Origin of the sequence: Sphingopyxis sp. HIX, assembly GCF_001468285.1 — a bacterium.
Taxonomy (GTDB): Bacteria; Pseudomonadota; Alphaproteobacteria; order Sphingomonadales; family Sphingomonadaceae; genus Sphingopyxis.
The window spans coordinates 1-10,158 of the sequence record NZ_LNSB01000080.1 but is presented as its reverse complement, the minus strand read 5'-3'; the positions used below and the strand labels follow the sequence as shown (position 1 = coordinate 10,158).

Annotated in this window: 15 protein-coding genes; 5 read left to right on the top strand and 10 right to left on the bottom strand. The window is 68.5% G+C overall.

The window, feature by feature from the left end; all coding sequences use genetic code 11:
- The 3 genes from ATE62_RS23810 to ATE62_RS23805 form a co-directional block, all read left to right on the top strand.
- Window positions 1–557, top strand: a 557-nt coding sequence (locus tag ATE62_RS23810; protein ID WP_197412031.1) for a hypothetical protein, incomplete at its 5' end; no start/stop codon positions are given.
- 77 nt (window positions 558–634) lie between these two features.
- Complete coding sequence (locus tag ATE62_RS22470; RefSeq protein ID WP_058810577.1) at window positions 635–1,321, top strand: hypothetical protein; 687 nt, start codon at window positions 635–637, stop codon at window positions 1,319–1,321.
- 67 nt (window positions 1,322–1,388) lie between these two features.
- The gene (locus ATE62_RS23805; RefSeq protein WP_197411779.1) at window positions 1,389–1,535 is read left to right on the top strand and encodes a hypothetical protein; all 147 of its coding nucleotides are present in this window, start codon (window positions 1,389–1,391) and stop codon (window positions 1,533–1,535) included.
- A gap of 99 nt (window positions 1,536–1,634) precedes the next feature.
- Here ATE62_RS23805 and ATE62_RS22465 read toward each other — a convergent pair whose 3' ends face one another.
- Complete coding sequence (locus ATE62_RS22465; RefSeq protein WP_156420701.1) at window positions 1,635–2,138, bottom strand: translation initiation factor 2 GTPase; 504 nt, start codon at window positions 2,136–2,138, stop codon at window positions 1,635–1,637.
- A 266-nt stretch (window positions 2,139–2,404) separates the two neighbouring features.
- On the opposite strand from ATE62_RS22465, the gene ATE62_RS22460 reads away from it, so the two are divergent.
- The gene (locus ATE62_RS22460; protein ID WP_058810575.1) at window positions 2,405–2,869 is read left to right on the top strand and encodes a hypothetical protein; all 465 of its coding nucleotides are present in this window, start codon (window positions 2,405–2,407) and stop codon (window positions 2,867–2,869) included.
- Between the two features lie 138 nt (window positions 2,870–3,007).
- On the opposite strand, the gene ATE62_RS22455 is transcribed toward ATE62_RS22460, so the two are convergent.
- From ATE62_RS22455 to ATE62_RS22440, 4 genes are all read right to left on the bottom strand, one after another.
- Window positions 3,008–3,646, bottom strand: coding sequence for a DUF2272 domain-containing protein (locus tag ATE62_RS22455; RefSeq protein WP_156420700.1), 639 nt, complete (start codon window positions 3,644–3,646; stop codon window positions 3,008–3,010).
- A 90-nt stretch (window positions 3,647–3,736) separates the two neighbouring features.
- Window positions 3,737–5,323, bottom strand: a complete 1,587-nt coding sequence (locus ATE62_RS22450; RefSeq protein WP_197412030.1) for a sulfatase-like hydrolase/transferase — start codon at window positions 5,321–5,323, stop codon at window positions 3,737–3,739.
- 153 nt (window positions 5,324–5,476) lie between these two features.
- Window positions 5,477–5,734, bottom strand: coding sequence for a DUF2171 domain-containing protein (locus tag ATE62_RS22445; protein ID WP_058810572.1), 258 nt, complete (start codon window positions 5,732–5,734; stop codon window positions 5,477–5,479).
- A 130-nt stretch (window positions 5,735–5,864) separates the two neighbouring features.
- Complete coding sequence (locus tag ATE62_RS22440) at window positions 5,865–6,602, bottom strand: hypothetical protein (protein ID WP_156420699.1); 738 nt, start codon at window positions 6,600–6,602, stop codon at window positions 5,865–5,867.
- Between the two features lie 119 nt (window positions 6,603–6,721).
- On the opposite strand from ATE62_RS22440, the gene ATE62_RS22435 reads away from it, so the two are divergent.
- Window positions 6,722–7,477 (top strand): hypothetical protein, encoded by a 756-nt coding sequence (locus tag ATE62_RS22435; RefSeq protein WP_058810570.1) that lies wholly within the window; start codon window positions 6,722–6,724, stop codon window positions 7,475–7,477.
- A 6-nt stretch (window positions 7,478–7,483) separates the two neighbouring features.
- Here ATE62_RS22435 and ATE62_RS22430 read toward each other — a convergent pair whose 3' ends face one another.
- The 5 genes from ATE62_RS22430 to ATE62_RS22415 form a co-directional block, all read right to left on the bottom strand.
- Complete coding sequence (locus ATE62_RS22430) at window positions 7,484–8,062, bottom strand: thermonuclease family protein (protein ID WP_231736395.1); 579 nt, start codon at window positions 8,060–8,062, stop codon at window positions 7,484–7,486.
- 112 nt (window positions 8,063–8,174) lie between these two features.
- Window positions 8,175–8,480 (bottom strand): hypothetical protein, encoded by a 306-nt coding sequence (locus ATE62_RS22425; RefSeq protein WP_058810569.1) that lies wholly within the window; start codon window positions 8,478–8,480, stop codon window positions 8,175–8,177.
- A 53-nt stretch (window positions 8,481–8,533) separates the two neighbouring features.
- Entirely contained in the window at window positions 8,534–9,226 is a 693-nt protein-coding gene (locus tag ATE62_RS22420) for a DsbA family oxidoreductase (protein WP_058810568.1), read from the bottom strand.
- A gap of 67 nt (window positions 9,227–9,293) precedes the next feature.
- Complete coding sequence (locus ATE62_RS23800; protein ID WP_197411778.1) at window positions 9,294–9,437, bottom strand: hypothetical protein; 144 nt, start codon at window positions 9,435–9,437, stop codon at window positions 9,294–9,296.
- Window positions 9,438–9,513: 76 nt separating this feature from the next.
- A complete protein-coding gene (locus tag ATE62_RS22415; RefSeq protein ID WP_231736393.1) occupies window positions 9,514–9,963 on the bottom strand; it encodes a hypothetical protein in 450 nt (149 codons plus the stop codon).
- Between the last annotated feature and the right edge of the window lie 195 nt (window positions 9,964–10,158).

Below are 10,158 nucleotides of genomic sequence, written 5' to 3'. Positions count from 1 at the left end.
CGCAATCCCCGCTCGCCAGCCTCCCCACCCCCTGCCTCGCGCTGCAATGGGAGCCGACGCCCGAGCAATCGGCGCGCTTCCTCGAGGAGGCGCCCGTCGCCCTCACCGCCTATATGACCCGCGCCGAAACCGGCAGCGACCCCGGCATCGCCTTCGCCCCGCCGCCCGCCGAGCGCACATGGTCCACCAACGGCAAGGCCCCGACCACCGACCTCTCGACCGTCCGCGACCCCTGGGCGGCGCAGATCGACCGGCTCGAGCCGGTGCGCCTCCGCCTCGGCGGCATCAAGACGCGCGGCCGCGGGTTGTGGCGCGCCTTTCGCTCGGACCTCATCTTCCTCGGTACCTATGATGCGATGTTCGAGGATACCCCCGGCGGCTTCGCGCTCGCCGCGCTCACCCTGTGGGAACCCGGCAGCGAGGTACGGATCGAGCCCCCCAACGCCTTCTGCCACACGCCGGGCGATCACGACAAATGGGCGGGCATCGCCGAAGAGCCCGAACCCGAAGCCCCCGCCGGACGACGAGGCGCCCGCCGCGGCCGCGACGACAACTGACCGCCGCGCCCCGCCTCCTCGCGCTCGCCGCCGCGCTCGCCCTCGCCGCCCCCGCCGCGGCGCAGGCGATCGCGCCCGTGCCCGCCGCGCTCCACGCCGACTATGGCATCGCGCGCAGCTTCTACGCCAAATATGTCGACGCCGGCGGTATCCCCGTCCTCGGCTCGCAGCGCGTCTCCGACGCCGCGCTCCGCAAGGCGCGCGCCAATATACTGACCCTCATTCCCGACCGCCCCGCCGGGGTCGTCGCCGCGCTCCGCGCCCAGCGCGTCCGCGTCGTCATCCTCGCGCGCGGCGAAAGCGTGCGCGCGATCCCCGAATATGCCGCCGCCTTTCCGCGCCGGGCGCGCGACGCCGCCTATTGGGGCGGCTTCGGCGCCACGCCGGCGCTGCCGATCGTCGCCGGGACCGAGGAGAATCTGCTCGATGGCCGCAACGAGGAGAATGTCTTCGTCCACGAATTCGCGCACACCGTCGCCGAAATGGCGCTCGCCGCCGACCCCGGCTTCGCCAGGGCCTGGGCCGCCGCGTGGGAGCATGCGCGCGGCGCCGGCCTGTGGGCAAACACCTACGCCGGCGGCCACCGGAACGAATATTGGGCCGAAGGCGTGCAGAGCTATTTCGGCACCAACCGCGAGGGGCCCGGGGGCGGCGACGGCGTCCACAACCATGCCAACACCCGCGACGAATTGCGCGAATACGACCCGCGGCTCTTCGCGCTGATCGACGCCGTCTATGCCGGGCGGATGCTGCGGAACGACTGACCGCCGCGCCGAACCGCGCGCACGCCCGGCCGAACGATGCTATAGCGGCAGCGAAAGGAGACAAACCATGCAGGCCGTAACCGAAGGCGACCGCCGCAAGGAAATCCGCGTGCTGCTGGGGCAGATCCAGGCGCATCCCGGGCGCGACTGGAGCGATGTACGCCGCCGCCTCGCGACGCTGACCCGACTGGTCGCCGCGCCGCGCCAGGGCTGACGCGGAGCCAAAAAGGAAGCGGGGCCCGCGGTCCTGTCCGGATCCGCGCGCCCCGCTCCCGTTCGACCGCCGGCGTCCTCGCGGACGCCCGCGCGATGCTTATTCTTCCAGACCGGCGAGCTTCGGGCCGATCGTCTTGGCGACGTCGACGCGCACCGATGCATTATGTTCGGCGACCGTCATCACGACCTTGCCGTCCTTGTCGAGCAGCACGGCTTCCTGGTCCGACCCTTCGGGCGCCAGCTGGACGATCAGCGGCCGCGGATAGAGCCGGTTGCTCGATCCGTTGCTGCCGTCGACCACGCCGCCGACGATACCGCCGAGCAGGATGTTGCCGAACGCCGAACCGCCCAGCTTCGACTGGATCAGCACATAGGTCGGCTTGTAGCCGGCCAGCGTGATGTCGGCGCGCTGGTCGTTCTTGCGCTTGAACTCGAGCTTGCACGGCGTGGTGCATTCCTCGCCGCTCGAGAATTTGACGAGCGCCCCGCCCGGCTTGGTTTCAGACGTGTAATCGGTCTTCGTGCCGTTCAACACCGTGGCGCAGCCCCCCAACCCCAAAGCAAGGACTGCTGCGACCGCCACGGAAAAATTCTTACGCATATTATTACCCCCTGGTTAAAACCGTCCGGGGCGTGGCGGGAAAAGCAGCGGCGGTAAAGCGTTTTTTTTGGACGACGAACCGATTCGAGACGAGCCGCCGGATATGGCAAGAATCCCGGTCGTTGCAGCCCTGCCGGAGGCACGGGATGCGGACGAGGCGCCGCCGGTCGCACGCGCGCGGCGCTCCGTCGGATTCGCCGATGCGGTCGCGCAACGCGCGGGGCCGCACCGCCGTTTCTTCACCTGTCCACCCAAGGAGACCGATCATGCGCCACGCCCTTGCGATCCTCGCGGCCGGCACCGCCCTTCTCGCCACACCCGCCTTCGCGCAGCTCGGCGCCGGCGATACCCGCGTCGGGAACCAGGTCGGCGTCGGCACCGGCAATGTCGGCGGCACGCTGGGCAATGTCAGCGACCGGCTCGGCAACACCGTCGATCGCATGGACGGAGCCATCGACCGGACGGTCGATCCCGCCGACCTGAAGCTTGCGGCGCGCGAGGACGTCCGCGCCGGCGCCGAAATCCGCGACGCGGGCGGCACCAACATCGGGACGGTACAGAGCGTCGAGGGCGACGTCGTCGTCGTGATCAAGGGCGGCAAGCTCTACAATGTGCCGCTGTCCGAAATCTATCGCGACGCCAGCGGCAAGACCCGCGGGCTGGTGACCAGGCTGTCGCGCGCCGAGATCAAGGCGCGCGGCAATGTCGGCGCGAGCACCGCGAACAACTGATTCGACGCCCTGGCCGCGGCGACCGCTCGGGACAGAAGCGACGTCGCTGCGCCCATGGGCATCGGGAGGGGGAGCCGGGTGCACCTGGCTCCCCTTTTGCACCGCCCGGCCGACGGCGGCGTCACCGCTACGGCATGATCACAGCTGGCAGGCCAGTACCGCGATCCAAGGATAGCTTCGCGTTCCGTCCTTGCGCGGCAGAAGCCTGCGATTGGCATCGAGCGGCAGCCTTTTGCGGTCGACATTGTGGACGATATTGCCGCCGATGGCGATCGCGTGGGTCGCCGTGACCTCGACGACGATGTCGCCGTGCGACGGATAGAAGCTGTCGGCCTGATAGATCAGCTTCGCTTGGTCATAGTCATAGGCCTTGGCATATTCGCGGCCGCCGCAGATGATGTCGCCGACCTTGGGCGTGTAGGCGCCGGGCTTCATCGCCTGATATCCATAGCCGGGGTTGGCGCCCGCGCTCGCCTTCATCGCGGCGTCGATATAGTGGCAATGCGCCTGGCTATATTTGAATTTCGTGCCCGCTCCCGCCTTGCGGACGCAAAAGGACACAAAGGCCGAAGACCAGGCCGGCCGGATGCCATTCTGCACCGTCCGCCCCGTCAAATTGTTGATATTTATGCTCTTCCAATATTCCTCGACGAACAGATAATAGTCCTTGGAAATACCTGGCTGGTCCGTACCCTGGGTTTCGCGGCCCCGGCCGTTATCCCAGCGCTCATATTCGGCGCGGCAAATGGCAGCCAGCTTGTCGGTAAACTCTGTCATGTCGAACACCCCCTGTCGTTAAACACAGGCGTCGCGACTCGTTATTTTATTCGCCAACATCATATTGGCCGAATTCATATGATCGACAAATCAATTTCTTGCCGTTCCGGGGAAATGGGGTCCGGCGGTGACGCTCGCCTCGCCCTCATCGCCCGTCGGGATCACGCCGCGCCCGAACCACACATAGCGCAGGGTCGGCCCGTCGAGGTCGCGGTCGTATTGCGCCTGCACCGCCGCGCGGTCGTAGCCCATCCAGCCCAGGGTCGCGGGAAAGATCTGGCTCGTCGAATGCCCGGTCCGCGGCGCATCGGCATAGCGCCCGGCGACCGCGTCGGGCAGGAAGGCGAGCAAAGGCACACGGAATTCTTCGGCGACCGGCGCCTGGCTGCAATGCGGCAGCGCGCCCGGCGTCAGGTTCTGACCATGGTCGGAGGTGTAGACGATCGCGACTTGCTGCCGATCGACCCCCGCCAGCAGCGCCTCGAAAAAGCCGCGCTTCGACCAAGTCAGCGCGGTGTCGTATTGCAGCGCCACCGGGCTGTCCGCCGGAATAGCGCCGGCGGGATAATGGTCGCGATACTGGAAATGCACGCCGCGCAGCACCACCATGGTAAAGCTCTTCCCCGGCGATTTCATCTGTGCGTTCAAAGCGCTGGCAATGCGCAGGTCGGTGTCGATGCTCCCCGCCATCGGCCGCAGTTCGTCGATCAGCGCGCGTTCGGGCGCCAGCAGCAGATTCTGCGGTGCCCCCGCGGTCTGGCCGTCGATCAGCATCGTGCGGTATCCGGCGCGCCTCGCATAGCCCCAGATCGACGGCGTCCGGCGCAAATCCGTATCTTTCCCGGCCTTTCGCACATCGACACCCGAACGCAGCGCGACCTGCGCCGGCGCGCTGCAATGCCCCAGCGCCGCCGCGGTCCCGAAGTCGCTGTGCGGCACCTTTGCCAGTGTCGGCACGACCAGCCGCCCGAACGGCGCCGCCGCGACGCTCTCGTCGATCAGCCACACGATATGCCGCGGCGCTCCCGCGCTATCGGGGACCAAAGCCACCGCCCCGCGCGGCGGTGGCGGCGCGGCCGTCGCCCGTTCCCATGCCAGCCCGTACAGATTGCGCTCGGCTCCCTCGGGCCAGCGCTCGATCGGGCGGATCAGCAACCCGGGCAGGACCAGCAACGCCGCGCCCACCCAGGCAAGGCGCCGTCCCGCCGGCACCAGACCCGATCGCAGCAGCAGCGTGCGCGCCGCCGCGAGACAGGCCACGGCGGCGAGCGTCTGCGCGCCCGCGAGTAGCAGCGGCCCGCCGAACTCGCCCGCGGCATTGCCCGCCTGCCGCGCCTCGGCGGCGATCCACGCGAGCGTCCCCGCGGTCAGCAATTCGCGGACCAGCCCGCTATAACCCAGGTTGACCAGGATCGAGACGCCCGCGAGCCCGAGCAGCAGCGTCGCCCAGCGCCGCGGCAGCCAGACCAGCGCCGCGAGCAGCCCCGCCGCCTGCGCCGCGAGCACGGCAAGGGCGCTCGCGGCGCTCGCCGGGTCGCGCGCCGCGAGCCGATAGGCGATGTCGTGGATCAGCTGATATTGGTTGGCGAGCGCATAGCCGAGCGCGAACGCCAGCAGACCGGCCGCCGCCAGCCAGCCCCTGCGCCCCGCATGCCGCGCATTTCGATCCGCTTCCACCCCCATGACCGTGCTACCCTAAGGCAAAGGCGTTGAAAAATCACAAAAACCCTCGCGCGAAGCCGGCCGCAACGAAAACGGCCCACCCCGCATGGGCGGGATGGGCCGGTTTCGATGCCGCGGCGCCCGATGGCGCCGCCGGCTCGCTCTTGCCTATTCGGCTTCCTCGAACAGGTCGACCGCGTTCGCGGCGTTCGCCGACAGCCGGACCGTGTCGCCCTCGACCGACGCCACGAGCCCGGCGGGCAGATAATGGTGCTTGCCGCCCTGCCCGTCCTCGGTCTGCGGGCTGTCGGTGCGGGTCAGCTTGATCCGCTCGCCGTCGAGATGGTCGACGGTACCGACATGGACGCCGTCGGCGCCGACGACGTTCATATGTTCCTTGATCGCGCTATGGTCATGCTCTGCCATGGGGAGTCTCCTTGCTGCGGATGGAAAGGGAACGCGTCTTCGCTACGCCGGTTGCATGATCGCGTCCAGCTGCACCAAAGCCGCGTTCGCCTTGTCCTTCGGCCACGCCCGCGACGGCAAAATGACCGCGCTATTTGGCCGCCTTGCCGCCGAACACCTTCTTCTCGACATATTCGGCGAAGTCCTTGGAATAGGCGTCGCGCAGCTCGGCCTTGGCCTGGTCGACCATCTCGGGCGTCTTGGGCGGGAAATGCTCGAGCGGATTCTTGACCTGTCCCGTCGCGGTCTTCTTCGCCTTCCCCGTCGCCGGGAACTCGCGATAGATCCAGCCGGTGAACAGGTTGCTGCCGTACATCATCGCCTTGTGATAGAAGATGTGCGTGGTGATCAGCTCGGCGTAACAGGGGTTCGTCGACCCCGACAAACGTTCGCCCGCCTTGATCTTGGCGTTCATCGCCTTGACCTTGGCCTTCAGCTCGGGATTGTTCTTCAGATCCTCGTTGAACGGCGTCGGCTCCTCGAGGATCACGCGATAGGTATCGGGCAGTTTCAGCATCGCGCGATAGTTCATCCGGTCGAGCTCGGCCATCTGGACCTCGGGGCCCAGATATTCGCGCATCAGGTCCTTGACCGTCGCCACCTTGCCCTTGTGCGCCTCCATATCGGCAACCGCGCCGATCGGCCCGAACCCCGACAGCAGCCCCATGTTGACGCCGATATAATTGTCGGTCGGCCAGACGTGCAGCTCGCAGGTCTGTTCCACCGCAGGCGCGGCTTCGGGCGCGGTGCCCGCTTCCTGCGCCGACGCGGGCATCGCCGCGAGACCGATCGACGCGCCCGCGACCAGCACAAATATCTTCAATGTCATGATCTGCTCCCCCTTGATGAAGGCAGGAAACAGCAAAGAAAGCGACCGCCGACAAGCGGAAAATCGCGAGGTTCAGCGACCGGCTTTCAAGCCCGGCCCGATCGCGCTAGCATCGCGCGATGCGCTTCCTCCTTCCCACGCTCGCCGCCCTCGCCTGTCTCGCCGCCCAGCCCGCCGCCGCCTGCTCGCCGGTGCCCGGCTACCGCGTGCCGACCAATATGGAGCTGACGGCCGGCGCCGACCTGATCCTGCTCGCCACCGTCACCGGCGGGGTCGCAATCGATGATGCAGACGGTCCCGACGGCGTGCGGATCGACCTCCGGCCGGTTGCCGCGCTGAAGGGCGATCTGGCATCGGCGCCGACGTCGCTCGATATCGCGCTCGCGACGGGCCGTTTCGCGCTGCCCAGCAACCCTTATGAACTCGTCGACGCGCACCCGCTGGCCTATATCGGCGGCTGCACCCGCTATATGGTGCCGCTCGGATCACGGCTGCTATTCTTCCTCGACCGCCACGAACAGCGTTGGATTCCGGCGGGCGGCCCCTTCTCGCGCTGGGCCGAGGATGTGCTGACCGACGACGCGCCCTGGCTCGCCGCGGTGAAATTCTACCTCGAAGTCCAGGCGCTGCCCGAGGGCGAGCGCAGCGCCGCGCTCAGCGCGCGCGGCGACGAGCTGCGCAAGCAGCCGCTCGACCCGGTCGCCCAATTGCTCGCCGACGACATCGACCGCCAGCTCGCCGGCCCGAACGAGCCGCTGCGTCGGGAATTTCTGCCCGATCCGGATGAGGATGAGGATGAAGACGCCGACCCGGCGGAAACCGCCGCACGGAAAGCGGTCAAGGCCGCCAAGGAGGCGGCGCGAAGCCGCGACTGAAGCCGGTCAGCACCACGGCCGCCGCTTGCCCTCCCACGGCCGCGCCAGCCCCTCGCCGATCAGCGTGTCGGCGACGCTCGCCCCGCCACGCGTCACGATGCGCAGCTTGCGGCCATAACGATCGGTATCGCGCCCCGCGCTTTCCAGGCTGAAGGCCCCCGCGTTCATCCACGCCCGCAGCCGCGTCGTCGCGGCATCGCCCAGCCGGGCTTCCTCGGCGCAGCGCGCCGGGTGCGTCTCGGGCGTGTCGATATCGGCGATGCGATATTTCTCGCCGCCGAACCAGAAGGTGTCGCCGTCGACGACGCAATTGATCCCGCCGCCGCTGTGACAGAGGGCGAAGCTCGCCGTCAGCCGGTCGGCGGGCGCCGCGGCTTCGGCACCGCCGGACAGCATCGCCATCGCCCGCGCCGGTGCGCCGTCGAACGAGCCCGGCGGCGCCTGCAGCGCCGCCAGCGTCGCGACGAAGCCCAGTAGCATCACCGGCGTGACGAAACGGATCGCCCCGACGCCGCCGCGGGGTCGCACGGGCTTGCGAAGCCGTCGTTGACGGCGATGGGTCGACAGGAAATCGGGACCGGCCATGGCCCCATCCTGCCATCGCAGGCTTAGCAAAATCCCAACGCGCATGGTCCTTTATGGCGGCGACCGGGGCCAGACTGGACCGCCGCGGCGCCGGATGGGACCGAAGCCGCGGTCAGGGCGCGCCGCGCGGCTCGTCGTCCTCGATCCCGCCCTCGCCCAGTTCGCCATCCTCGTCGTCGTCGCTCCGCTCGCCGCGATAGGCGTCCATGTCGATCCGCCCCGAGCGCTCCATCTGGCGCATATGGTCGACCAGATCCTGCGCATCGTCGCCCTCGCCGCGCGACGGCGCCTTGTCGCTGTCGCCCAGCCGCCGCTCGTGCCGCGCCGCCTCGGCGACGCTCTGCGCCTGCGCCTCTTCGTCTTCCTGCTCGCGGTTCACCGTTTCGGGGGCTGCGTCGTCGCGGGGGTCTTGGGTCATGGCCGTTCCTTTCGTGGACGACCGATCAACGCGCACGGGCGCGGCTCTGTTCCTCAGGCGGCGTCGGCGAGGACCTTGCGCTCGATCACGCGGATGAACACCTCGGGATCCTGCGCCCCGGGGACGAGCATCCGTCCGCCCAGGATGAAGGCCGGCACGCCGGTGATATTCTGGTCGGCCCAATAGGCCTCCTCGACGCGCACCATCTCGCCGAACTCCTCGCCCGCGAGGATCGCCCGCGCGCGCGCCGCGTCGAGCCCGACCGACGCCGCGACGTCGGCCAGCACGTCATGATCGCTCACATCGCGGTTGTCGGTGAAATGCGCGCGGAACAGCGCGAGCTTGAGCGCGGTCTGCACCCCCGTCGCTTCGGCCTGCTCGGGCTCCTCGAGCGCCCCCGCCCAGCTCAGCAGCCGGTGCGCATCGAAGCTGTTGCGCATGCGGAAATCGGGCCCGCGGTTGAAGGCGAAGCCCAGCTCGGCGGCGACCCCCGCCATCTTGCCGCTGTTCGCGCGGCTCTGTTCGGCGGTGATGCCATATTTGCGCATCACATGGCTCGCGGCATCCTCGCCCTCGCGCGGCATGTCGGGGTTGAGCTCGAACGGATGCCATTGCACCCGGAAATCGAGCCGCCCCGCGAAATGCGCCATCACCTTTTCGAACTTCAGCCAGCCGATGATGCACCAGGGGCACATCACGTCGGACACGATATCGACGCTCAGGCGCGGCAGCGGGCTTTGGGTCATGGCGGGGCCTTTCTGCGGCCCAGCCTAATATGCCCCCGATCCGGACGCCAGCCCGGATCGCGCAGGGTCAGAACACGATGCGGCGATCGGTCCCCGAACGGCGGTCGCGGCCCGAACGGCGCTCGGGCCCTGCGTAATTCGGGTCCTGCGCCTTGCGGCGATCTTCGCTGCGGCGGCCTAGCCCGCTGCGCTGGTCGATATCGGATGTCATTGGTCGGTCCTCCCCCGCCCCACCGGCAGGAGCGAAGATTATCGCGCAAAAGCAATGCGAAACGGTTAACGGCCGATTAGCCAGGCTCGCCGGGCGCGGCGACCGCCACCGGGCGCGACAGCACCCACCAGCTGCCCACGAGCAGCAGCACCGACAGTGCCTCGACGATCATCCCCTGCACGATCCCGAAATTGGTCGGGTCGCCCATCGCGACGCCGATCAGCCGCCCGGTGAGCGCGGTGCCGTACAGCGCCGCCGGCACCAGCAGCGCGCGCACCCACGACGGCACCAGCGCACCGAGCGCCGCGGCCCCCGCCGACACCAGGAAAAAGGACGACAGGTCGGCGCGCAGCGTGTTGATCGCGACCCCGCTGATCGTGAAGCCGAAGGTCTCGCTATAGCTCGCCGGGTCGAGCAATCCGCGCGCACCGATCATGAAGAAGAACAGCGCCCACAGCAGGACCGCGCCGCGCAAGACCCAATTGACCATCATCGTCTCCCCCTTGTTGCCGACAGGCTGCGGCATCGGCGGGGAAAAGGCAATGTCGGACGGCGGGTTTCGGGCGGAAGCGGCCCTTTTAATCCTCCCTGTCGCGAAGCGATGGGGAGGGGGACCATGCGAAGCATGGTGGAGGGGTGGCGGCCTTGAGCCGACGTTTATGGCGTCGACCCCTCCACCACCCTGCGGCCTGTCCCCCTCCCCACGGCTTCGCCGCAGGGA

Bases quoted from the DNA above. Each gene is read 5' to 3' on its own strand.
- ATE62_RS22425 (WP_058810569.1), bottom strand. From the start codon at position 8,480: ATGACCCAAGACCCCCGCGACGACGCAGCCCCCGAAACGGTGAACCGC.
- ATE62_RS22465 (WP_156420701.1), bottom strand. From the start codon at position 2,138: ATGCGTAAGAATTTTTCCGTGGCGGTCGCAGCAGTCCTTGCTTTGGGG.
- ATE62_RS22455 (WP_156420700.1), bottom strand. From the start codon at position 3,646: ATGACAGAGTTTACCGACAAGCTGGCTGCCATTTGCCGCGCCGAATAT.
- ATE62_RS22440 (WP_156420699.1), bottom strand. From the start codon at position 6,602: ATGACATTGAAGATATTTGTGCTGGTCGCGGGCGCGTCGATCGGTCTC.
- ATE62_RS22430 (WP_231736395.1), bottom strand. From the start codon at position 8,062: ATGGCCGGTCCCGATTTCCTGTCGACCCATCGCCGTCAACGACGGCTT.
- ATE62_RS22435 (WP_058810570.1), top strand. From the start codon at position 6,722: ATGCGCTTCCTCCTTCCCACGCTCGCCGCCCTCGCCTGTCTCGCCGCC.
- ATE62_RS22420 (WP_058810568.1), bottom strand. From the start codon at position 9,226: ATGACCCAAAGCCCGCTGCCGCGCCTGAGCGTCGATATCGTGTCCGAC.
- ATE62_RS22415 (WP_231736393.1), bottom strand. From the start codon at position 9,963: ATGCCGCAGCCTGTCGGCAACAAGGGGGAGACGATGATGGTCAATTGG.
- ATE62_RS23805 (WP_197411779.1), top strand. From the start codon at position 1,389: ATGCAGGCCGTAACCGAAGGCGACCGCCGCAAGGAAATCCGCGTGCTG.
- ATE62_RS23800 (WP_197411778.1), bottom strand. From the start codon at position 9,437: ATGACATCCGATATCGACCAGCGCAGCGGGCTAGGCCGCCGCAGCGAA.
- ATE62_RS22460 (WP_058810575.1), top strand. From the start codon at position 2,405: ATGCGCCACGCCCTTGCGATCCTCGCGGCCGGCACCGCCCTTCTCGCC.
- ATE62_RS22445 (WP_058810572.1), bottom strand. From the start codon at position 5,734: ATGGCAGAGCATGACCATAGCGCGATCAAGGAACATATGAACGTCGTC.